Annotated in this window: 21 protein-coding genes; 5 read left to right on the forward strand and 16 right to left on the reverse strand. The window is 58.1% G+C overall.

Annotation, left to right across the window (positions count from 1 at the left end; translation table 11 throughout):
- Positions 1-3: 3 nt before the first annotated feature.
- The 4 genes from GOW40_RS05575 to GOW40_RS05590 form a co-directional block, all read right to left on the reverse strand.
- Positions 4-528, reverse strand: coding sequence for a GNAT family N-acetyltransferase (locus GOW40_RS05575; RefSeq protein ID WP_171133497.1), 525 nt, complete (start codon positions 526-528; stop codon positions 4-6).
- On the reverse strand, positions 525-1,127 hold the full coding sequence (locus GOW40_RS05580) for a VOC family protein (RefSeq protein ID WP_171133498.1): 603 nt from the start codon (positions 1,125-1,127) through the stop codon (positions 525-527). The genes GOW40_RS05575 and GOW40_RS05580 overlap by 4 nt, the downstream gene beginning before the upstream one ends.
- Positions 1,128-1,267: 140 nt before the next feature.
- Positions 1,268-3,397: a methylmalonyl-CoA mutase gene (gene scpA / locus GOW40_RS05585; RefSeq protein WP_171133499.1), complete on the reverse strand. Its 2,130-nt coding sequence runs from the start codon at positions 3,395-3,397 to the stop codon at positions 1,268-1,270.
- Positions 3,394-4,209 (reverse strand): hypothetical protein, encoded by an 816-nt coding sequence (locus GOW40_RS05590; RefSeq protein WP_171133500.1) that lies wholly within the window; start codon positions 4,207-4,209, stop codon positions 3,394-3,396. Before GOW40_RS05590 ends, scpA begins: the two co-directional genes overlap by 4 nt.
- Positions 4,210-4,319: 110 nt before the next feature.
- Here GOW40_RS05590 and GOW40_RS05595 point away from each other — a divergent pair, with 110 nt between their 5' ends.
- Complete coding sequence (locus GOW40_RS05595) at positions 4,320-4,766, forward strand: DUF4174 domain-containing protein (RefSeq protein ID WP_171133501.1); 447 nt, start codon at positions 4,320-4,322, stop codon at positions 4,764-4,766.
- 76 nt (positions 4,767-4,842) lie between these two features.
- Here GOW40_RS05595 and GOW40_RS05600 read toward each other — a convergent pair whose 3' ends face one another.
- The 5 genes from GOW40_RS05600 to GOW40_RS05620 form a co-directional block, all read right to left on the reverse strand.
- Positions 4,843-6,906 carry an acetyl/propionyl/methylcrotonyl-CoA carboxylase subunit alpha gene (locus tag GOW40_RS05600; protein ID WP_171133502.1) on the reverse strand — a complete coding sequence of 688 codons (2,064 nt, stop codon included), beginning with the start codon at positions 6,904-6,906 and terminating at the stop codon, positions 4,843-4,845.
- Between the two features lie 116 nt (positions 6,907-7,022).
- Positions 7,023-7,226 carry a hypothetical protein gene (locus tag GOW40_RS05605; RefSeq protein ID WP_171101889.1) on the reverse strand — a complete coding sequence of 68 codons (204 nt, stop codon included), beginning with the start codon at positions 7,224-7,226 and terminating at the stop codon, positions 7,023-7,025.
- Positions 7,227-7,617: 391 nt separating this feature from the next.
- Complete coding sequence (locus GOW40_RS05610; protein WP_171133503.1) at positions 7,618-7,977, reverse strand: hypothetical protein; 360 nt, start codon at positions 7,975-7,977, stop codon at positions 7,618-7,620.
- 124 nt (positions 7,978-8,101) lie between these two features.
- Positions 8,102-8,500, reverse strand: coding sequence for a DUF6497 family protein (locus GOW40_RS05615; protein WP_254444273.1), 399 nt, complete (start codon positions 8,498-8,500; stop codon positions 8,102-8,104).
- A gap of 105 nt (positions 8,501-8,605) precedes the next feature.
- Positions 8,606-10,138: an acyl-CoA carboxylase subunit beta gene (locus tag GOW40_RS05620; RefSeq protein WP_171133504.1), complete on the reverse strand. Its 1,533-nt coding sequence runs from the start codon at positions 10,136-10,138 to the stop codon at positions 8,606-8,608.
- Between GOW40_RS05620 and GOW40_RS05625 the strand changes: the two genes are divergently transcribed.
- The 3 genes from GOW40_RS05625 (at position 10,137) to GOW40_RS05635 (ending at position 12,991) form a co-directional block, all read left to right on the forward strand.
- On the forward strand, positions 10,137-10,316 hold the full coding sequence (locus tag GOW40_RS05625) for a hypothetical protein (protein WP_171133505.1): 180 nt from the start codon (positions 10,137-10,139) through the stop codon (positions 10,314-10,316). The two genes, GOW40_RS05620 and GOW40_RS05625, sit on opposite strands and share 2 nt — an antisense overlap.
- Before the next feature lie 3 nt (positions 10,317-10,319).
- On the forward strand, positions 10,320-11,525 hold the full coding sequence (locus tag GOW40_RS05630) for a multidrug effflux MFS transporter (RefSeq protein WP_171133506.1): 1,206 nt from the start codon (positions 10,320-10,322) through the stop codon (positions 11,523-11,525).
- A gap of 65 nt (positions 11,526-11,590) precedes the next feature.
- Entirely contained in the window at positions 11,591-12,991 is a 1,401-nt protein-coding gene (locus GOW40_RS05635; protein ID WP_171133507.1) for a short-chain fatty acyl-CoA regulator family protein, read from the forward strand.
- An 84-nt stretch (positions 12,992-13,075) separates the two neighbouring features.
- Here GOW40_RS05635 and GOW40_RS05640 read toward each other — a convergent pair whose 3' ends face one another.
- The 6 genes from GOW40_RS05640 to GOW40_RS05665 form a co-directional block, all read right to left on the reverse strand.
- Positions 13,076-13,315, reverse strand: coding sequence for a YdcH family protein (locus tag GOW40_RS05640; protein WP_171101883.1), 240 nt, complete (start codon positions 13,313-13,315; stop codon positions 13,076-13,078).
- Between the two features lie 120 nt (positions 13,316-13,435).
- Positions 13,436-15,094, reverse strand: a complete 1,659-nt coding sequence (betA, locus tag GOW40_RS05645) for a choline dehydrogenase (protein ID WP_171133508.1) — start codon at positions 15,092-15,094, stop codon at positions 13,436-13,438.
- Between the two features lie 70 nt (positions 15,095-15,164).
- Complete coding sequence (betC, locus tag GOW40_RS05650; RefSeq protein WP_171133509.1) at positions 15,165-16,673, reverse strand: choline-sulfatase; 1,509 nt, start codon at positions 16,671-16,673, stop codon at positions 15,165-15,167.
- Positions 16,670-17,242 carry a transcriptional regulator BetI gene (gene betI / locus GOW40_RS05655; RefSeq protein WP_171133510.1) on the reverse strand — a complete coding sequence of 191 codons (573 nt, stop codon included), beginning with the start codon at positions 17,240-17,242 and terminating at the stop codon, positions 16,670-16,672. Before betI ends, betC begins: the two co-directional genes overlap by 4 nt.
- A gap of 88 nt (positions 17,243-17,330) precedes the next feature.
- Complete coding sequence (locus GOW40_RS05660) at positions 17,331-18,239, reverse strand: DMT family transporter (RefSeq protein ID WP_254444274.1); 909 nt, start codon at positions 18,237-18,239, stop codon at positions 17,331-17,333.
- A 40-nt stretch (positions 18,240-18,279) separates the two neighbouring features.
- Complete coding sequence (locus GOW40_RS05665) at positions 18,280-18,879, reverse strand: LysE/ArgO family amino acid transporter (RefSeq protein WP_171133511.1); 600 nt, start codon at positions 18,877-18,879, stop codon at positions 18,280-18,282.
- An 84-nt stretch (positions 18,880-18,963) separates the two neighbouring features.
- On the opposite strand from GOW40_RS05665, the gene GOW40_RS05670 reads away from it, so the two are divergent.
- On the forward strand, positions 18,964-19,851 hold the full coding sequence (locus GOW40_RS05670; protein WP_171133512.1) for a LysR family transcriptional regulator ArgP: 888 nt from the start codon (positions 18,964-18,966) through the stop codon (positions 19,849-19,851).
- Here GOW40_RS05670 and GOW40_RS05675 read toward each other — a convergent pair.
- Positions 19,848-21,113: a permease gene (locus GOW40_RS05675; RefSeq protein ID WP_171133513.1), complete on the reverse strand. Its 1,266-nt coding sequence runs from the start codon at positions 21,111-21,113 to the stop codon at positions 19,848-19,850. The genes GOW40_RS05670 and GOW40_RS05675 overlap by 4 nt on opposite strands.
- Positions 21,114-21,194 lie beyond the last annotated feature (81 nt).

A 21,194-nucleotide genomic window follows, 5' to 3' on the forward strand; every position in this document is an offset into this window, starting at 1 on the left:
ACCCTAACGTGGAGTTTCCCCGGTGTCAGGTGCGACAGATGACTGCGGAGCAAGAATTTTTTGCATCAGGATTAGATCCAGCCATTGGCCCCATTTCCAGCCAACCTCTGGCATTCGGCCAACCTGCACAAAGCCAAGCGACGCATGAAAGGCCACGGCGCCCGGATTGGCCGAAGATATCCCCGCCACTAGAACATGAACATCCGCGGCACGCGCCACCTGTTCCAGCGCCACCATCAAGGTGCGCCCTGTTCCCTGCCCGCGTGCATTGGGCGACAATTGGACCGAGTGCTCGCAGCTCCGTGCATAGCCGGGGCCGGACCGAAACGGCCCATATGTGGCAAAGCCTACAACGTCATTGCCCTGCTCAGCCACAAGAAACGCAGACCCCCGCCGTTCGATATCGACGGCAATTCTGCTTACATCTCTTTCGTCCGTTGTGAAGGTCACCAACGTGTCGCGGATGATGGGGTTGGTGATGTTCGCTATGGCCGCTGCATCCTCAACACGTGCCTTACGAATATTCATTCCAACACGCGCGGCCCATGCGGTGTCTGAAACTCCGCCCGCAGCGCCGCAGGTCCGGTATCGAAGACCACGAATTGCAGCTCACCCAGCAGTTTTGCCAGCTCGAGCGCGTCAGGGTGAAACACGACCAAACGGGTCAGACGACAACCGCGATCCTGCAACATCCCTGCCGGGTGCAGATCACCGTGCCACTGAATCAACGCCGGGAACAGGTTGTCAAACGGCAAGCGTCCGCCCGGCGGCACCGCCATCTGCCAGCACAAGGCCCCGCGCGCCAGATCAATCGGCTCTCCGACGCCATCAGGGAAAATCGACAGCGAGGATGCAATATCGGGCACGCTGCAAATCCAGTTGCTCAGCCGAGGCTGCCCCGCGAACCGATCCAGATCGAACCAGCGTGTACGTTCCAGTTGCGGCGCGTCAGGGTCGATCGCAATCGCTTCCAGATAGAGCCCATCCGCAAGGCCAAGCAGTCGATTATAGGTGCCAAATTTCTCGTGCTTGCCACCCTCTTGCAACGGCACGCCAAGGGCTTGCTCAATATGGGCCGACGCCTCCTCCAACGTCTCTCCCGCCACCGCCAAATGGTCCAGTCTCATTGTCTTTCCTCCACCAGGAGACCCGATCTTAGCTACGATCAACCGCCCCACGCCAAAAGATCCGCGTCTTCATCTGGCTAGAAATATCCTCGGCGGCAAGCAAGCACCAGTGCGACCGGTGGCAGACAGCGCCCTCCGAACTATCCGTTTCGCGCTTCGCCGATGAGGGCCAGAATATCCTGCGCCGCCTCGGGTATGTTGGTCCCGGGACCAAAAATAGCCTTCACCCCATGATCATAAAGGAACTGGTAATCCTGCTGGGGGATCACACCTCCGCAGATGACGATGATGTCCTCAGCCCCGGCCTTCTTAAGCTCTTCCACCAATTGCGGTGCCAGCGTCTTGTGACCAGCGGCCTGAGACGAGATGCCAACCACATGCACATCATTGTCCACCGCATCTTGTGCCGCCTCGGCAGGGGTCTGGAACAAGGGCCCCACATCCACGTCAAAGCCGATATCGGCAAAGGCGGTTGCGATGACCTTGGCACCTCGGTCATGCCCGTCCTGCCCCATCTTGACCACCAATAGACGCGGGCGGCGGCCCTCGGCCTCGGCAAACGCCTCGATGGACTTCTGGATCGCGGCAAAGCCTTCGTCGCCCTCGTAGGCGGCCCCATAGACCCCGGCCAGAGTCTTTACTTCGGCGCGGTGACGGCCGAATTCCTTTTCCATTGCCATGCTGATCTCTCCTACGGATGCGCGGGCGCGGGCGGCCTCGACGGCGGCGGCCAGCAGGTTTCCACCGTCACGGGCGGTCTTGGTCAGGGTGTCCAACGCCGCCTGACACGCAGCGTCATCACGGGTGGTGCGGATGCGCTCCAGTCGCGCCACCTGAGCCTCACGCACGGCAACATTGTCGACATCCAGAATGTCGATCGGGTCTTCCTGTTCTTTGCGGTATTTGTTCACGCCGACGATGACCTCTTCGCCCCGGTCGATCATGGCTTGACGGCGCGCGGCACTTTCCTCGATCCGCAGCTTGGGCATGCCCGAAGCCACCGCCTTGGTCATACCGCCCATCTCTTCGACCTCTTGCATCAGGGCCCAGGCTTTTTCGACCAACTCATTGGTCAGGCTTTCCACGTAATAGGATCCGGCCAACGGATCGACCACATCGGTCACACCCGTCTCTTCCTGCAGCACAAGCTGGGTGTTTCGCGCAATGCGCGCCGAAAAATCAGTCGGCAGGGCAATCGCCTCGTCCAGAGCATTGGTGTGCAGCGACTGTGTACCGCCCAGAACAGCGCTCATCGCCTCATAGGCGGTACGGATCACGTTGTTATAGGGATCTTGTTCCTGCAACGACACGCCCGAGGTCTGGCAATGGGTGCGCAGCATTTTCGACCGCTCGGACTTTGCACCAAACTCGGTCATCACCCGATGCCATAAGGTCCGCGCCGCACGCAGCTTGGCAATCTCCATGAAGAAATTCATGCCGATGGCAAAAAAGAACGACAAACGGCCCGCGAATTTATCGACGTCCATCCCGGCTTGGGTCGCTGCACGGACATATTCGCGCCCGTCGGCCAGCGTATAGGCCAGCTCTTGCACCAGGTTCGCGCCTGCCTCTTGCATGTGGTAGCCCGAGATCGAGATAGAGTTGAATTTCGGCATCTCGTTCGACGTGTATTCGATAATGTCCGAGATGATCCGCATCGAAGGTTCCGGCGGATAGATATAGGTGTTGCGCACCATAAACTCTTTCAAAATGTCATTCTGGATGGTGCCGGACAGAACCGATTTGTCGTGGCCTTGCTCTTCACCTGCAACGATGAAACTGGCCAAAATTGGGATCACCGCGCCGTTCATCGTCATCGAGACCGAAACCTGATCCAGCGGAATGCCGTCGAACAGGATTTTCATATCCTCGACCGAGTCGATGGCGACCCCGGCCTTGCCCACGTCGCCCACCACACGTGGGTGATCGCTGTCATAGCCCCGATGGGTGGCCAGATCGAAGGCAACGGAAACCCCCTGCTGCCCCGCTGCCAGATTGCGGCGGTAAAAGGCGTTGGATTCCTCGGCCGTTGAAAACCCCGCATATTGCCGGATCGTCCATGGGCGACCTGCGTACATCGTCGCCTTGACGCCGCGCGTGAACGGGCCAAAGCCAGGCAGCGAACCCATATGTGGCAATTCAGCCGTATCTTCCTGAGTATAGAGCGGTTTGACGTCGATGCCTTCCAGCGTCTTTTTCGTCAGATCCTCCAAGGGACGACCGCGCAGCTCTTTCTCGGCCAGCGCTTTCCAGTCCTTCGTTTCGGTCATGTCGCATTCCTCTCGTCTATTCGGTCATAGGCAGGCGTTGCTGCACCGCGTGCTGTTTCAGACATCAAACACAGTTGGGCCAACCCATCGGCCCCATCGGCCAGCCAGGTTAGATCGTCAGCGAACGTCGCCATAAGATTCATTTCCTGTGCGCTGTTCAGGCCCTGAGGCCTCGCGTCTTCATCCTTGCTAAGCCACAGATCCGATGACCGCTCGGGGGTGTTTGAACGCAAAAGCTGCGCCAACTGCGCATCCGGATGCCCCGCAAACTCCTCGAAAGGCAGCACATAAAGGGGAATACCGTGGAACACATCGGCAAGGTCAGTGACCACAGCTCGCCAACTGCGGTCATGTTTCGCAATCTTCTGCCAGCGCATATGCGGCCCGAAATGTTTGCCGTTGCGCGCGGCGTAACCCGCAAGAGACGCCCAATAGGTGTTCAAGGCCCGAATATTCAAAGCAATCGCCGTCACGCGCGCGCCAAAAGCGCCAGATACCAATTGCGCACGCAAGCGCGCTTCGGGATAGAGCTCTCCTTTGTGAAAATTCTGCTGCATCATGCCCAGAAAGTTCTCTTCGCTGACCAACAGATGCGTAACGCCCCGTGACTGGCAAAGGTCCAGTTCGTGTTGCAACTCGGCCCGCGATGCGTCCGTCATGGTTTTCAACGCGATCAAATCGGTTTCACGCGTGGTTTCAGGGCCCCAGAAAGCTACACCCTGTTGTTTCAACTCGGCTGCATTGCGCCGGACGTATTCCTGAAAACTGGTGGTCGCGCAGCGATGTGCACCGAAATGCAATGTGATTTCCATCCGCCTAACCCACCAAAGCGCACGCGATGTACGACTTTTTGAAGACATCCTGCATTCCAACGGTCGCATTCCCCCGAACACGGGTTATATTCGATGGAACAGGAGGCCTTATGACACGAACGCTTGCCCTTGTTTTCTCGGCACTATTCCCGTTGGCCGCGCTGGCTGCCGACGGCTCTGCACCTGCGGATGACGAATTTGTTCGGCCCACCGGCGACAGTGATCTTAGCGAATTTCTTTGGGTCAAACGCCCTATTGTGGTCTTTGCAGACACCCCGGCCGACCCAAGGTTCCAGCAACAGATCGATATGTTGCTTGAAGGGGAAGACGCGATGCGCGACCGGGACGTCATAGTCCTGACGGATACCGATCCGTCCGCGCGTTCGCCGATCCGGTCACAGCTGCGCCCGCGTGGTTTCCAGATGGTGTTCGTGGACAAGGACGGCGTGGTCAAGCTGCGCAAGCCCTCTCCTTGGAGCGTGCGCGAGATTGGGCGGTCCATTGACAAAACGCCCTTGCGCGAACGTGAAATCCGGGAACGGCGCGAAGGCGGTTGAGCGCGATTGCCACGCCCCAAGGCGCCAGCGTCATGCGCTAGCGTCCCCGGATGGTATGGCAAAGCGGCGAACAAGGTTATTCAAACTCCATGATCACGTCGTCTACGGCCAGACTGTCGCCTGGGCCTGCGTTGATCTTGGCGACCACACCCTTTTTCTCGGCGCGCAGGATGTTTTCCATCTTCATCGCTTCGACGGTGCACAGCGCCTGCCCCTCCTGCACTTCCTGCCCAACTTCGACATCGACCTTCACGATGAGGCCGGGCATGGGACAAAGCAGCATCTTCGAAGTATCAGGCGGCAGTTTCTCGGGCATCAGCTTGGCCAGCTCGGCCTGACGTGGGCGGCGCACATGCACTTTCAGGTCTGCGCCCCGATTGCGGATGCGGAACCCACCCGAGATCTTGTCGGCTTTCATCACAAGCGGAGAGCCGTCGACATCCAACTCAGCCAGCTGATCCCCAGGCGTCCAATCCGAGGCGACTCGCAAAGCTTCCCCATCAGCAAATTCAACCGTGGCACCTTGCTTGTCTGCTTCGACCGATACATCAAACTCCTGGCCTTGCAGCGCGACATTCCAGCGTTTGCCCACCTTGCGTTCGTGATTGTCCATCCGGCCAGACACGCGGGTGCGGCGGATTTCGGCAACCCGATGCATGGCCGCACAAGACGCAGCGATGCGGCGGAGGTCGCCTTCGGGCAGGATCACTCCGTCAAACCCGTCTGGGTATTCCTCTGCGATAAACGCGGTGGTCATGTCGCCGCTGACAAATTTCGGGTGATCCATCACCGCCGACAGAAACGGCAGGTTGTGGCCGATGCCTTCGACCTCAAAACTGTCGAGCGCCACGCGCATCGCCTCGATCGCCTGCTCGCGGGTCGGAGCCCAGGTGCATAGCTTGGCGATCATCGGGTCGTAATACATGCTGATCTCACCGCCTTCATAGACGCCAGTGTCATTGCGAACGGCAGCGTCTTGTTCCCGTGTCAAAAGCCAGCCAGGCTCGATATCCGGCCATGTGCGGGCTTCGGCCATAGGGCCAGCAGCAACCTCCTGCGGTGGGCGATAACGGGTCAGACGCCCGATCGAAGGCAGGAAATTGCGATAGGGGTCTTCGGCGTAAAGGCGGTTTTCGATGGCCCAGCCGGTCAGGGTCACGTCATCCTGCGTGATCGAAAGCTTCTCGCCCGCAGCCACCCTGATCATCTGTTCCACCAGATCGACGCCTGTGATCAGCTCGGTCACCGGATGCTCAACCTGTAGGCGAGTGTTCATTTCCAGGAAATAGAAATTCTTGTCCCCATCAACGATGAACTCGACCGTTCCGGCGCTTGCGTAATCCACCGCCTTGGCCAGGGCGACGGCCTGTTCCCCCATCGCGCGGCGTGTTTCGGGATCAAGGAAAGGCGACGGGGCTTCTTCAACCACTTTCTGATTGCGGCGCTGGATCGAGCATTCGCGCTCACCCAGATAAATGCCGTTGCCGTGGCTGTCGCAGAGCACCTGAATTTCGATATGGCGCGGCTGGGTGACAAATTTCTCGATAAAGATCCGATCATCCCCAAAGGAATTCGCAGCCTCGTTCTTGGAAGACTGAAACCCTTCGCGCGCTTCCTCATCATTCCAGGCGATCCGCATCCCCTTACCACCGCCACCGGCACTGGCCTTGATCATCACCGGATAGCCGATCTCGTTGGAAATCCTGACGGCCTCATCCGCATCCTCGATCAGTCCCATATAGCCGGGCACAGTGGACACGCCCGCCTCCTGCGCGATCTTTTTTGAGGTGATCTTGTCACCCATGCTTTCGATCGCACCTTTGGGTGGGCCGACAAAGGCGACGCCCTCGGCCTCTAGCGCTTCGGCGAATTTGGCGTTTTCCGACAGAAAGCCATAGCCCGGATGCACCGCCTGCGCGCCGCTTTGGCGGATCGCGTCCATCACCTTATCAATCACGATATAAGACTGGTTGGCCGGGGGCGGACCGATATGGACGGCTTCATCCGCCATCGACACATGCAACGCATTCCTGTCCGCATCGGAATAGATGGCGACGGTGCCGATACCCATCTTGCGCGCGGTCTTAATGACTCGGCAGGCGATCTCGCCCCGGTTGGCGATCAGGATCTTATTGAACATGGAACGTCCTTTGGCTTGGTGTTCGGGAAACGCAAAAACGCCGCCCCAGGGCATGAACCCCGCGGCGGCGTTGCGTGTGAATAGAATTGAGACGCCGAGCGCCTCGAATAGCTGTGTCAGTTACAGTTGTTTTGGGTTTTGCAGTAAAGCACGTTACCGGCAGCCCCGACGGCCGCGCCGAGAATCGGATCAGCGTTGAGAACAGCCGCCCCAACGGCCCCGGCGCCACCGCCCAGCAAGGCCTGTTCGCCGGTCGAGTCGCCGCAGGCCGCAAGGCCCGCGCAGGTTGCTGCCACAAAGAAGAATCGCGAGATACGCATGATGACTGCCCTTCTGGTTGTCTTGTCGATTGGGCCGTCAGATGCACGAAATCCGCGTTGATATTCAATAACACGCGCTCAATTTCAGGCAGATGCGCAAACTTGCGCCGCCGACAAGCAAGCTTGTGCGCAAAGAAAAGCGCGGGCAGGTGAATGTGGGGGACACATGCCTGCCCGCGTAAGGAAGGGGTACGGAATAGTAGGTGCATGTGCGACGCAGGCAAAACAGAGCCGCACGGCACGTGTAGGTTGCATCCGCCCTCCGAGCAAACAAACATCGTTATTTCAGCGCATTGCTTTCCGGCTGAATCCCGCCCATTCCGTTGGGACACGCGCAGATTTGCGCCGAAACGGTCCATGCCTGGCCCATTGATATGTCCCCTGGCAAAGGTCACGCCTGCCCGGCCCGATCAAAAACATCAGGGAAAGATTGCTGCAAAACGACCGGGTCGATCACCAGAAGCGCTTCGTAACTTGTTGGATCAAAAGGCTCCTCTGCCGCTATCACTTCGCGTCCAAAGAGCCAGCTGAGGCGCCCCGCATCCAGGTTTCCGCGTTCGAACGGCTGATCGCCGAAATGTAGCCAAAGCGCCTCGACAAAAGCGGCATCCGCGCGTCTGTCGGCGGGTTTGCGATCCCGAAAACGCTCTCTCCGGGTCAGCAGCGTTGCGCCTTTCGGGTTCGCGCGACGAATGGTGAACTGGAAGTCGGTGCCGGTCAGACGCCCAGGAAAACCACGATGCTTCAGCATGGTGTTTCTCCGATCAACATCTGCGAATTTCGACGCAAGGGTGAAAAGGCTGGGCAAGCCATTGAATTCTCCGAGGAGCTAGGGGTGGAATAGATTGCCTGTGGCACATGAACCGTGGTCATGGTCAGAGCCCTTCCCAGATACACTGGCTGTCATCCAACCGGTAGGCTTCAAAGAACTGAGTGGCCTCGGGCGTCGACGCGCCAAACTCCAGCGCGCGGTCTGCAAATGAAATCACGATACGGGCCGGATCCAAACCATGCTGCGCGACGTAGGGTACGGCCAAAGCCTCGCATAGATGTGCCATGTCTATGGCCGCGATGTCATAGGTGATACGCCCGACGGTCGCGCCGATTTTGGGCGCAACAAACCGGAACCGCACCCAAAGCTCACCGGGGTTGTTGTCCAGCAAAACGTCGTTCAACTCGACCGGCTGGCCCGAGGGGACAGGCAGAAGGTTTTGCGCAAAGGCCGGACAACACAACATGATCGCCAAAACACATCCACGACCCCGGAACCGCATAATGCGGCCTCCTCTTTCCGGGGTCGCGCGCGCGCGCCTCAAAGCTTGCGCGGGGATATGTCTTTTGGTGCGGATCATCGGGGGCTAACAGGCCTTCTGTGCGCGTCAGAGCGGAATATTGTCGTGCTTTTTCCACGGATTCGTCAGCTGCTTGTTCCTCAGGCTGGCAAAGGCGCGCGAAACCCGGCGACGTGTTGAATGCGGCATGATCACCTCGTCGATGAACCCACGTTCAGCGGCAACAAACGGGTTGGCAAAGCGCTCTTCATAGTCTTGCGTGTGCTGCGCAATCTTTTCACTGTCGCCCAGATCGGCGCGGTGAATGATCTCGGTTGCGCCTTTAGCGCCCATCACGGCAATTTCAGCGGTGGGCCAGGCATAGTTGAAATCACCTCGCAGGTGTTTGGACGCCATAACGTCATAGGCCCCGCCATAAGCCTTGCGAGTGATGACAGTGACCTTGGGCACCGTCGCTTCACCATAGGCAAACAACAGCTTGGCTCCGTGCTTGATCACGCCGCCATATTCCTGAGATGTCCCCGGCAGGAACCCGGGCACATCCACCAGCGTCAGGATCGGGATTTCGAAACAGTCGCAGAACCGCACAAACCGCGCTGCCTTGCGCGAACTGTCGATATCCAGACAGCCTGCCAGAACCATCGGCTGATTGGCGACTACGCCGACCGTCTGGCCTTCAAGCCGTATAAAACCGGTGATGATGTTCTTGGCATAGTCTTCCTGAATCTCATAAAAGTCGCCCTCATCCGCCACTTTGGTGATCAGCTCTTTCATGTCATAGGGCGTGTTCGGGTTATCGGGGATCAATGTGTCCAGTGACGTCTCCACCCGGCTTGGATCATCAAAGAAAGGCCGCGTGGGTGGCTTTTCACGATTGTTGAGCGGCAGGAAATCGACAAGTCGGCGCACTTCGGCCAGCGCTTCGACATCGTTTTCGAACGCGCCATCGGCGACCGAGGATTTTTTGGTATGAGTCGAGGCACCACCTAGTTCCTCGGCGGTGACCACCTCGTTGGTGACTGTTTTCACCACATCTGGCCCGGTGACGAACATGTAGGATGTGTCTTTGACCATGAAGATGAAATCCGTCATCGCCGGGCTATAGACCGCACCCCCGGCACAAGGGCCCATGATCACGCTGATCTGCGGCACCACGCCCGAGGCCATGATGTTGCGCTGAAACACTTCGGCATAGCCTGCAAGTGACGCCACGCCTTCCTGAATCCGGGCTCCACCCGAGTCGTTGATGCCAATCACAGGCGCGCCGTTCTGCATGGCCATATCCATGATCTTGCAAATCTTCTGCGCATGGGTTTCCGACAGAGACCCGCCGAACACGGTAAAATCCTGACTGAACACATAGACCATACGGCCATTGATCGTGCCCCAGCCCGTCACCACCCCGTCGCCAGCGGGCCTTTGTTTTTCCATTCCAAAATCAGTGCAGCGATGGCTGACAAACATGTCGAACTCTTCAAAGCTGCCCTCATCGACCAAAAGCTCGATCCGCTCGCGCGCGGTCAGCTTGCCACGAGCATGCTGAGCCTCAATCCGTTTCTGCCCACCGCCCAGCCGCGCATTGCTCCGGCGGTCTTCGAGTTCGGAAAGGATATCTTTCATGACGGTATTCCCCTATGAAATTTGCCGCGAACATACCGACAGTGCAGCCGGTTCCAAAGCGATATTCGGCAAATTTGCAAATCTTCAGCAATATATCGTCGTAAAATTGCAAATCAGCAAATCTTACAGCAGGCCAAATTCGCCCATGGCAATTCTCAAAACAAGACTCTATGGGTGAACCATGCAGTTCAGAACATCGGCTGTCAGCCGGACGCCCCCAACGATTGCGACGCTGGTCCTGCTCTCTGGCCTCTCGGCTCTGAGCATGAATGTCTATCTGCCCAGCATGCCGAATATGGCGGTCTACTTTGAGACTGATTACCGGGTCATGCAGCTTTCGGTCGCTCTGTACCTTCTGGTCAATGCGGTGCTGCAAGTTCTGATCGGCCCGGTCGCCGACAAGGCCGGACGGCGCCCTGTCTTGATGTGGGGGCTAAGCCTGTTCCTGCTGGCGACACTGGGCTGCATCTACGCCCCAAATGTCGAGGTTTTTCTGGCCTTCCGCATGTGTCAGGCGATTATCGTCGTAGGCATGGTCCTGAGCCGGGCTGCTGTTCGAGACATGTATGACCAGGACCAGGCGGCCTCGATGATCGGATATGTGACCATGGGCATGGCGGTGGTCCCTATGATCGGCCCGGCTATTGGTGGAGTGCTGGAAGAAACCTTTGGATGGAAGGCCAATTTCTGGATGCCCTTCGCGCTCGGTGCCCTGACGCTGATTCTGACCTACAGGGATTTCGGCGAAACCGCAGCGACCAGTGGCAAAACCTTGCTTCAACAGTTTCGTGAATACCCCGAATTGCTCACCTCACCACGGTTCTGGGGCTATTCCCTGTCGTCGGCGTTTTCCTCTGGGGCTTTCTTTGCCTATCTGGGCGGAGCCCCTTTTGTCGGAACCGAAGTCTTCGGCCTGAGCGCCGCCCAGGTTGGTGTTTATTTCGGTGCTCCTGCCTTGGGGTATTTCTTCGGCAATTTCATCAGCGGCCGATTTTCGGTACGCTTCGGCGTCAACCGGATGGTCCTTTGGGGCTGCTTGCTCAACGCTGTCGGCGTGATCATGTCCGCATCGCTGGTTCTGACAGGGCTTGGAACTGCAATCAGCTTTTTTGGATTGATGACCTTTGTCGGGCTCGGGAATGGCATGTCGATCCCCAACGCCACTTCGGGCGCTCTTTCCGTCCGGCCCCATCTGGCCGCAACCGCATCCGGCCTAAGCGGCGCAATCATGCTGGGTGGAGGCGCTGCGCTCAGCGCTTTGGCCGGTGCGCTGCTAACCGTAGAAACCGGCGCCATGCCGCTGCTCTGGCTGATGCTGATCACAGCCATCCTGGCGATCTGCGCCATCAACGCGGTAATCTGGCGCGAAAAGCAATTGGGTCTGTAGACCGGCTTGCCACAAGAGGTTTGCAAAGTTAGTTTTTCAGATCAGAAAAACTGCAAAGGCGATGCATGGCCACCCAAAAACTCTATGCCGGCGCCAAACTGCGCGAAATGCGCACGCGTCTGAACCTCACACAAAAGGAATTCGCAGCCAAACTCGGCGTCTCCCTGCCCTATCTGAACCAGATGGAGAACAACAACCGTCCAATCTCGACCACGGTTGTTCTGGCATTGGCGCAAGAGTTTGGTATGGACGTGACCGAACTCAGCACCGGCGACAGCGAGCGCCTGGTCTCGGATATGCGCGAGGCCCTCGCGGATCCGGCCTTTGCCGACGCGATACCACCCCTGGCCGATTTGCGCCTGACCGCGTCGAACGCCCCCGCCTTGGCCCGCGCCTTTATCGAATTGCACCGCGTTTATCGACAAACCCACGAGCGCCTGGCCTCGCTGGACGAAGCGCTGGGACGCGAAGACGCACGCGTGCAAGCCAGCCCATGGGAAGAGGTGCGGGACTTTTTCCATTATTGTGACAACTATATCGACGCCGTCGACCGCGCCGCCGAAAATTTCGCCAGACAGGCGGATGAAACAGGCGGGATCCGTCAAGCCGCGATCGCCAGCCTGTCACGCCAAGGCATTCAGGTCACGTTCGCTGATACCGAAACCCTCCGCAGCTATGATGCCGCTGGCAAAAGTCTGCGGATTTCGTCGCGGGCCGCCTCGTCTACGCAAGCGTTCCAAATTCTGCTGCAAGTAGCGCTGATCCAACAGGATAAGCTGCTTGAGGCAACACTGGACTTCGCAAAATTCCACAGCGAAGAAGCCCGTGCCATCGCCAAAATCGGCTTGGCAAACTACTTTGCAGGGGCATCACTGATGCCCTACGGCACTTTCCTTGCCGCCGCGCAGGACTGCCGCCATGATCTTGAGATACTCAGCAACCGCTTTGGCGCCTCGATCGAACAGGTCGCCCATCGGCTCTCGACTCTGCAACGGCCCGGTGCAAAAGGTATTCCGTTCTTCTTTGTACGCGTCGATCAGGCGGGAACTATCACCAAGCGCCATTCCGCCACACGGTTGCAATTTGCCCGCTTCGGCGGTGCTTGCCCCCTTTGGAACGTCCACCGCGCCTTCGAGACGCCGGGCCATTTCCTGCAGCAACTGGCAGAAACTCCGGATGGCGTGCGCTATATCTCTTTGGCGCGTGATGTATCGAAATCCGGCGGTTCTTTTGGTTCACCCGTTCGCCGCTACGCCATAGCTCTGGGATGTGAGGTGCGCCACGCCGAAGCGCTGGTCTATGCCGACAACCTCGACCTCAATAACGCCAGTTCCTATGAGCCAATCGGCATTTCCTGCCGCATCTGCGAACGGCAAAACTGCCATCAACGCTCGGTCCCGCCACTGGAACGCCGCTTGTCCATCGACACCCATACCCGAAAGACCCTGCCTTACACAGTCACCTAATCTTCTTCTGTTCAAAAATACCTCGGGGGAGTCGCGGCCTGCCGCGACGGGGGCAGAGCCCCCACCCCGGTCTCGGACACATAATCAGGCTTTCGACAGGATCGCCCAGATCTCATCCTTCAATACCGCGCGTTTTTTGCGCAGCTCGACCTCGGCCAGCTCTTCCATGGGCTCGACATTGGTTTCAGCCCGGTGAACCGCGCGGTTGATTTCGTGATACTCGTCCGCCAGACGCGCGAAATGTGCATCTGTCTGCTTCAACTGGCTCATCGCTTCGACTTTGTCTGGAAATTCTTCCGCCAGTTCATGCGGTGTATGGGACATTCTGTTCGCTCCTTGATTGCAGTTTCACTGCAGACTAGGCGCGTCTATTCCAACCGGCTTTGACGCGGATCAAACGGATGCGATACATTGCCCTTTCACGATACTCCTTACAGCAGACACCTAACGTTGCGCCACTGCCCAATTTGGATGGATCCAGGGGCGATCATTGGCTTTCGGCAAAGCCTCCTTGCCCAAAAGATGATCCGACATCTTCTCACCCACCATGATCGACGGCGCGTTGAGATTGCCATTGGTGATCTGCGGGAAAACCGAGCTGTCTGCCACACGCAACCCGTCCACCCCGATCACGCGCCCTTCAGGATCAACCACCGCTGAAGGGTCTTCAGCCCGCCCCATCTTGCAGGTGCCACAAGGGTGATAAGCGCTTTCGGCATGTTCCGCGATAAATGCATTCAGCTCGTCATCGCTTTGAACAGCTTCACCGGGCTGAATTTCCTTGCCTTTGTAGGGCTTGAACGCATCCTGACCGAATATCTCGCGGGTCAGGCGAATACAGGTGCGGAAATCCTCCCAATCCTTTTCGTGGCTCATATAGTTGAACCGGATCATCGGCGCATCTTCTGGCTTGGCTGAGCGCAAAGTGATTGCCCCGCGCGACGGCGAACGCATGGGCCCGACATGGGCTTGATACCCATGCCCCTCTGCCGCGGCCTGCCCGTCATAGCGCACCGCCATCGGTAGGAAATGATACTGGATATCGGGATATTCGACCCCGGCCGCCGACCGGATGAAGGCCGCGCTTTCAAACTGGTTCGAAGCCCCCAGCCCGGTTTTTGTAAACAGCCATTGCGCGCCGATTAGCCCTTTGCTGATCAGGTTCCAGTATTTGTAAAGCGTAATTGGCTGCAGGGATGCCTGCTGGATATAAAGCTCAAGATGATCCTGAAGATTTGCCCCCACGCCCGGGCGATCTGCGACCACCTTGATCCCATGTTCGGCCAGATGCGCTGCAGGGCCAATTCCTGACAACATCAGCAGCTTGGGCGAGTTGATCGAGGATGCCGCCAGAACCACTTCGCGCCGCGCGCGGATGACCTCTTTCCGCCCGCCTCGGATCAGTTCGACCCCAACTGCCCGACCATGTTCCATGACGACGCGGGCTGCCAGGCCGCGCACGATCTCGCAATTGTCGCGTTTGAGCGCGGGCTTCAGGTAAGCATTTGCCGCCGACCAGCGTCGGCCCCTCCAGACCGTCTGCTCCATCGGCCCAAAGCCTTCCTGCTTTTCCCCGTTATAGTCACCTGTGACCTCATACCCGGCTTGTCGCCCGGCATCGACAAAGGCCTGAAACAGAGGGTTTTCCCTTGGGCCGCGCGACACGTGCAGTGGACCATCTGTGCCCCGCCAGGCTGGATCCCCTCCGTGCCCGCCATCATGCCAGGACTCCATGCGTTTGAAATAGGGCAGCACGTCGGCATAGGACCATCCGTCGGCCCCCATCTCGGCCCAGGTGTCAAAATCACGCGCGTGGCCGCGCACATAGACCATGCCGTTGATCGAAGACGACCCGCCAATGACCTTTCCGCGCGGACAAACCAGACGGCGATTGTTCAGATGAGGTTCGGGTTCGGACAGGTAACCCCAGTCATACCGGCGCATGTTCATCGGGTAGCTCAGCGCCGCAGGCATCTGAATGAACGGGCCTGCGTCAGTCCCACCATGTTCAATCACCAAAACCGAGGCCCCGGCCAGGCTAAGCCGGTAAGCCATCGCACATCCGGCGGACCCGGCTCCAACGATGACAAAATCTGCTTCCATTCTCATAGCTCCTTGCCCGCTGGGACAGCCTTACGCCGCCGGCGGGAGTATTTTCGAAAAGATGAAGAGGTCATTCGCCACGCGGGAAGCGTTGGCTTTCCTCGACGATGTTCAGGTCCATATGGTTCCGCATGTAACGCTCGGATGCTTTTTGCAGCGGCTGGTAGTCCCACGGGTAATAGCCGCCCTGTCTCAGCGCCTCATAGACCACCCAGCGGCGGGCCTGACTGGCGCGCACATCGGCATCGAACTGATCCAGATCCCAGCGCGCCTCGGAATTGGCCCGCAACGATTGCAGCGTGCCTGCATGTTCGGGGCGGTCGGCCAGATTGGTTAACTCATGCGGATCACTGTCCAGATCAAACAGTTGGTCGGGATCCAGCGCGCATCGATTGTATTTCCATTTGCCATAGCGCAAGGACACAAGAGGCGCATAGGAGGCTTCGGCTGCGTATTCCATCGCCACGGGCGCAGTACGCTCGGAGCCCTGCGCCAGCGGCACAAGGTCTTCTCCATCTGTCCACGGAGCGATTTCAGCCATGTCGACCCCGGCTAGCGCACCCAGAGTCGGGGTGACGTCAATCGTGGACACCGGCGTTTCGATCCGGCCAGGTGGAAGATCCGGCGCCGAGATCATCAAGGGCACGCGGGCCGACCCTTCGTAGAAGTTCATTTTGAACCACAGCCCCTTTTCGCCCAGCATATCGCCGTGATCTGAGACGAAGAGGATGATCGCGTCCTGCCGGGTTGCCTCGAGCACGTCGAGGATCTCACCAATCTTGTCGTCGAGGTAGGAGATATTGGCGAAATAAGCGCGGCGGGATTTGCGGATGTCGTCTTCGGTGATGTCAAAACAGCGCCAGTCATTGGCGTCGAAAATACGCTGCGCATGCGGGACTTGATTGTCATATCCCAGATCCGCCACCTCAGGCAGCAGATGGTCGCAATCCTCATACAGGTCCCAGTATTTGCGCCGCGCCACGTAGGGATCATGCGGATGGGTAAAGCTGACGGTCACGCACCATGGGCGGTCGTCCTTGCCGCGCGCCAGATCATAAAGCTTGGCCTTGGTGTGATAGGCGACCTCGTCATCATATTCCATCTGGTTCGAGATTTCGGCGACACCGGCGCCGGTGACCGATCCCATGTTGTGATACCACCAGTCGATCCGCTCACCTGGTTTTCGGTAGTCCGGGGTCCAGCCAAAATCGGCCGGGTAAATATCCGTGGTCAGGCGATCCTCGAACCCGTGCATCTGATCGGGGCCGACGAAATGCATCTTGCCCGACAAGCAGGTGTAATAGCCCGCGCGGCGCAGATGATGCGCATATGTGGGGATATCGCTGCGGAACTCGGCCGCGTTGTCATAAACCCCGGTGCGCGAGGGCAGTTGCCCGGACATGAAGCTGGCCCGTCCCGGCGCGCAGAGCGGTGATGCCGTATAGGCATTGGCAAAACGGGTCGAACGGGCGGCCAGTTTCTTGAGGTTAGGAGCATGCAGCCATTCGGCGGGACCGTCAGGAAAGAGGGTTCCGTTGAGCTGATCCACCATCAGGATCAGAATGTTGGGTTGTGTCATTTTTCCGCCTCGAGCAAGGTGTCGAGAACCCGCATCGCGTGGTTCACCGCCAGTTGCGGTTCTTTTGGTGCAGTCAGAGCCGCGCGGATATAGAGCCCGTCAATCAAGGCGATCATGTTTTCAGCACCCTCGACAGGGTCGCGCAGCTTGTCGCGCAAAGCGTCGACTAAATTCGACCGAATCCGCGCCTGGTAGATCTGCCACAAACGCAACGCGTCCGGGTTGGTCTGAGCCAGAACATAGAAGGTCATCCATGCCGTGATCACGTTGGGCGTAAAGCAGGACGGTGCAAAACAGGCCCGGATAATGGCCTGGGCCCGTTCACCCGGAGCGGCTTTCTTCAATTCGGCCCGCGCCTCGGCCCCAAAATCGGACAGGATGCGTCGCATCGCGGCCAGGAATATCTGATCCTTGCCACCAAAATAGTGATGGGCCAGCGCGCTGGACATGCCTGCGCGTTTAGCGATCTGGCTGACAGTAACATCCAGGGATTTGGCCGCACCCAACTCGGCGATCGTCGCTTTGATGATCGCGTCCCGGCGCAGTGGCTCCATTCCGAGTTTTGGCATTGCTACACCTCAGACACAGGCAACGTGTCAAAACGCTACGGCGTTTTTATTGACTCGTCAATCAAGAACCGAGCGTCAGTGGGTGTCACTAGAATTTGGTTTCGACGTCGGGCGGTGTCACGGCCTTGCGGTTCAATCTGGCTTCGCGCCACGAGATAAAGCTGACCGCAGCGACGATCACTGTTCCACCCGCTACGACCCAGATGTCGACGCTTTCGTGAAAGACCAACGCGCCCAGCGCCGTGGCCCAGATCAACTGCAGGAAGGTGACCGGTTGGGTTACGGCCACCGGTGCGGCCTGAAGCCCAAGTGTCATGAAATAGTGGCCCGCCGTTGCAAAGCTGGCAACGAGGAACAGCACTGCCAGATCACGCAAGCTGGGCTGGACCCAAACCGCCAGCGCGAAAGGGATGAGCGCAATCGTGACCCAGATCGACATATGTGCGACGACGACCGCCGGTTTGACGTCGCGCACCAAGAGCTTGGCCAAAAGATAGGATGCCCCCAGCATCAAAGCTGTTCCCAACATCGCCAGGTGACCTATCGAAACTTCGCGAAAACCAGGGCGCAGGATGATCAGCACACCGATCAGCGCCACCCCAATCGCAGCGATGCGACGGAAGGCGAGTTTTTCACCCAGAAACAGCGCGGCACCCAAGGTCACATAGATCGGCGTCATATAGTTCATTGCGGTCACTTCAGCCAAAGGGATCTGCGTCATCGCAAAAAACCACAGCATCACAGCCAAGGCATGCACCACGCCGCGCAGTCCGAAAAGGGTCAGCAAACGGGGTGTAAGCTGCGTTGCTCGAATGGCCTGCAATGCAGGCAAGAGGAAGACCAGACCAAACACGAACCGCAAGAACGCTGCTTGAATCGGGTTCACGGTGGTCCCCAAGGACTTGACCAGCGCAGTCATGACCACAAAGCACAGCCCTGCGGACAGCATCCAGAACATGCCGACCGCGGGTCGGTTTGGAGCGGGTGATACATTCATGCCTGTGCTTGAACACCTAAACCGAGCGGGCAACAACCCTTCACATGGCAACAAGTTTGTAGGCGATCGCCAACATGACAGCCCCGATGATCAAATCGAGGATTTGCCAGGATTTTTCGCGCACAAAGATCGGCGACAAAAGGCGCGCTCCAAAGCCCAGCGAAAAGAAGAAGACAAAGCTTGAAACCATGGCGCCTACGGCAAAGCTGAAACGGTCCTCATATTGGGCCGAGATAGACCCAATCAGAACCACGGTATCCAAATAAACATGCGGATTCAGCCAAGTGAATGCCAGAACGGTCAGCAAGGCGGTATGCAAGCTAATACCCTTGCCCGCGCCCACCTCCATCACCGCGCCGCCGCGCCAGGCCGACGCAAGACTGCGCAGCCCGTACCAGGTCAGAAACAACGCACCGCCATAACGCATGACGGTCTCAAACCAAGGAACGGCCTGAGCAAGGGTTCCGAACCCGGCGACGCCAGCAGCGATCAAGACGGCATCCGAAACGGCGCATGTCAGGCAAATCGGAAGGACGTGCTCACGCCGTAACCCCTGGCGCAAGACAAACGCATTCTGAGCGCCAATGGCCAGGATAAGGCTAAAGCCCAGAACAAAACCTGCGATGAACGGTACGGACATGCCACCCCCTTGATTGCCGTGTTGACTAGAGGGTTGGTGGACTTCTATCAAATTAATGTTTCTTACTCAGATTAAGTACAGCTAATGCAATTCGATCCCAACCACTTGTCTGCCCTGGCGGCGATCCTGCGCCATGGCAGCTTCGATGCTGCTGCCGATGAATTGTCGGTTACGCCCTCCGCGATCTCTCAACGCATCAAAGCGTTAGAAGACAGGCTTGGCGTGACGCTGGTACGTCGGGGCACCCCGTGCACCGGTACGCCTGCGGGGTTGAGGATCGCCCAACATGCCAGCAGCATCGACCTGCTTGAGGCGCAGTTGAACCGTGATCTGTCGCTGGACCAGAACCACGGTGCAGCGCGCGTGCGCATAGCTGTTCCGGCTGACGTTCTCGCCACCTGGTTCATGGACGCAATGGCCGCGGTTGACGGGCTGCTGTTTGATCTGGTGATCGATGATCAGGACCATTCCGCTGAATGGCTCAGACGCGGTGAGGTCAGCGCAGCAATCACTGTGGGCGGGCAGACCATAACAGGTTGCGACACATTCTCGCTGGGGCAGATGCGTTACCTGGCGACGGCCAGCCCGAGCTTTGCAGACAAATGGTTTCCAGATGGTGTAACTTCCAAAGCTCTGCAGGTCGCGCCCTGCCTGACATTCAACCGCAAGGACAATTTGCAAAAAAAGTGGGTCACGCAGGTTACAGGAAAACGCTTGTCGCCCCCGACCCATTTTGTGCCGTCCACCCAAGGCTTTGTAGAAGCCGCAACCGCCGGGTTGGGATGGGGTATGAACCCGGAACGCCTTGTGCAAAAGGGGCTGAGCAATGGCACCCTGTGCGAGATCATACCAGAGAGCCCGCTGGACGTTGCCCTGAGCTGGCAGGTTGGCCGCATCCTAGGGCCCGCTTTGAAACCCTTGACCCAAGCCGTGAAAAAGCAGGCAGTCCAGGCACTTAGACCTCGGACTTAAACGGCCTTTGACGCTTTGGGATCCACGATCCAGAAACAGGCAAAAGAGGCCCACAGGCTGACAAGTACGATAAACACGATCGCCAGCGCGACTTCATTCGTATGCGCAACTGCAGCCAAAGCCGCCGACAGCACCACTCCGACCAGTCGGCATATGCTTTTGACGGCCGCTGCACCTTGGATTCGCTGGTCCTTGGGGGCGACGTCCAAGAAGTACAGTTTTCGTGCGCTGCCGACCCCAGTCACCGCGACCGAGACGACGAATAACGCAACCGCATGCAGATGAACTTGGTGGTCTATGTGCAAGTAGTGAAAAGCCAATAGGACTATTCCCGTGACAGCGACCATGAGTGTCCCTGTCACCATAACCGCCCGGTGCGACTTGAGGTTGATGAACTGCCACAAAGGCGCAGATACCAAATAACCTGATGCAGACGATACGATCATGGCTGTCAGACCTTTGGCCGATGTGTGATGCGCTTCGGCGGCGATCAGAGCGAAGAACGGAACCGAAAGCGTGACCGCAACCAGTGGCAGGCGCATTACCATGTACCGGCGGAACCAAGGGTACTCGAACATCCCCACGATACCTCCAACAACCTGCCGCAGTGTTCGGCGCGATTTTGGGGCCGCGTTTTCTTTATCCTGATCCACAGCCCTTTCCGCCATCGCCAGAATGCAAAGCGCAGACAGCGAAAAGAATGCGATGGATACGGCGATGACCGTCGAATGGCGCGAGAATGGCGGGTTGTCTTTGGTGATTTGGTGGACCAGCAAAGCGATCCCGATCGCCCCCAACCCGCCAACTCCAAGCTGCAGGTAGTTCACGACCATACGGGCCTTGGAGCTCAGGTGATCGCCCATGACATCCGAAAACATCAGTGCCTGCCCTTCTTCGATCAGCCCAATCAGGAAAAAGGCGGCGACAAAGGCAACAGCCGTTAGCGGAACATGCCCGACGGATGCAATCAGAATGGCCATGAACAAACAGCAGCCGATTGCAATTTCAGTCAGCGCAATACCACGCTTCTTTCGTCTCTGCGCCGCGATGGGCTGCGCAAGAAACACGTCCGAGATCATGCTGCCGACCATGCGCACGGACACAAGCGCGCCTGCCAGGAACATTGGAACTTCAAGAGACACGGCAAGAAACGGCAGAACAACCGACGGGCTGCCCAGTGTCCACGCCACCTGAGACAGAATGCTTTGCCCGGCCAGAACCGGCAGGTTGCGTCGCTTGAGATCTTGTTGTTCGTCTGCCATGCACCTGAACTCTAAGCGCGCGGGCGAAAGCGGTGCAAATGAAAAACCCGGCTCAACAGGCCGGGTTTGAACAATAATTCT

This window comes from Ruegeria sp. HKCCA6707 (assembly GCF_013033515.1).
In the GTDB taxonomy this organism is placed as follows: domain Bacteria; phylum Pseudomonadota; class Alphaproteobacteria; order Rhodobacterales; family Rhodobacteraceae; genus Ruegeria.

Excerpts from the sequence above, each read along its gene's own strand:
- GOW40_RS05575 (WP_171133497.1), bottom strand. The coding sequence starts at position 528 with ATGAATATTCGTAAGGCACGTGTTGAGGATGCAGCGGCCATAGCGAAC.
- GOW40_RS05580 (WP_171133498.1), bottom strand. The coding sequence starts at position 1,127 with ATGAGACTGGACCATTTGGCGGTGGCGGGAGAGACGTTGGAGGAGGCG.
- scpA (WP_171133499.1), bottom strand. The coding sequence starts at position 3,397 with ATGACCGAAACGAAGGACTGGAAAGCGCTGGCCGAGAAAGAGCTGCGC.
- GOW40_RS05590 (WP_171133500.1), bottom strand. The coding sequence starts at position 4,209 with ATGGAAATCACATTGCATTTCGGTGCACATCGCTGCGCGACCACCAGT.
- GOW40_RS05595 (WP_171133501.1), top strand. The coding sequence starts at position 4,320 with ATGACACGAACGCTTGCCCTTGTTTTCTCGGCACTATTCCCGTTGGCC.
- GOW40_RS05600 (WP_171133502.1), bottom strand. The coding sequence starts at position 6,906 with ATGTTCAATAAGATCCTGATCGCCAACCGGGGCGAGATCGCCTGCCGA.
- GOW40_RS05605 (WP_171101889.1), bottom strand. The coding sequence starts at position 7,226 with ATGCGTATCTCGCGATTCTTCTTTGTGGCAGCAACCTGCGCGGGCCTT.
- GOW40_RS05610 (WP_171133503.1), bottom strand. The coding sequence starts at position 7,977 with ATGCTGAAGCATCGTGGTTTTCCTGGGCGTCTGACCGGCACCGACTTC.
- GOW40_RS05615 (WP_254444273.1), bottom strand. The coding sequence starts at position 8,500 with ATGCGGTTCCGGGGTCGTGGATGTGTTTTGGCGATCATGTTGTGTTGT.
- GOW40_RS05625 (WP_171133505.1), top strand. The coding sequence starts at position 10,137 with ATGACGGTATTCCCCTATGAAATTTGCCGCGAACATACCGACAGTGCA.
- GOW40_RS05620 (WP_171133504.1), bottom strand. The coding sequence starts at position 10,138 with ATGAAAGATATCCTTTCCGAACTCGAAGACCGCCGGAGCAATGCGCGG.
- GOW40_RS05630 (WP_171133506.1), top strand. The coding sequence starts at position 10,320 with ATGCAGTTCAGAACATCGGCTGTCAGCCGGACGCCCCCAACGATTGCG.
- GOW40_RS05635 (WP_171133507.1), top strand. The coding sequence starts at position 11,591 with ATGGCCACCCAAAAACTCTATGCCGGCGCCAAACTGCGCGAAATGCGC.
- GOW40_RS05640 (WP_171101883.1), bottom strand. The coding sequence starts at position 13,315 with ATGTCCCATACACCGCATGAACTGGCGGAAGAATTTCCAGACAAAGTC.
- betA (WP_171133508.1), bottom strand. The coding sequence starts at position 15,094 with ATGGAAGCAGATTTTGTCATCGTTGGAGCCGGGTCCGCCGGATGTGCG.
- betC (WP_171133509.1), bottom strand. The coding sequence starts at position 16,673 with ATGACACAACCCAACATTCTGATCCTGATGGTGGATCAGCTCAACGGA.
- betI (WP_171133510.1), bottom strand. The coding sequence starts at position 17,242 with ATGCCAAAACTCGGAATGGAGCCACTGCGCCGGGACGCGATCATCAAA.
- GOW40_RS05660 (WP_254444274.1), bottom strand. The coding sequence starts at position 18,239 with ATGAATGTATCACCCGCTCCAAACCGACCCGCGGTCGGCATGTTCTGG.
- GOW40_RS05665 (WP_171133511.1), bottom strand. The coding sequence starts at position 18,879 with ATGTCCGTACCGTTCATCGCAGGTTTTGTTCTGGGCTTTAGCCTTATC.
- GOW40_RS05670 (WP_171133512.1), top strand. The coding sequence starts at position 18,964 with ATGCAATTCGATCCCAACCACTTGTCTGCCCTGGCGGCGATCCTGCGC.
- GOW40_RS05675 (WP_171133513.1), bottom strand. The coding sequence starts at position 21,113 with ATGGCAGACGAACAACAAGATCTCAAGCGACGCAACCTGCCGGTTCTG.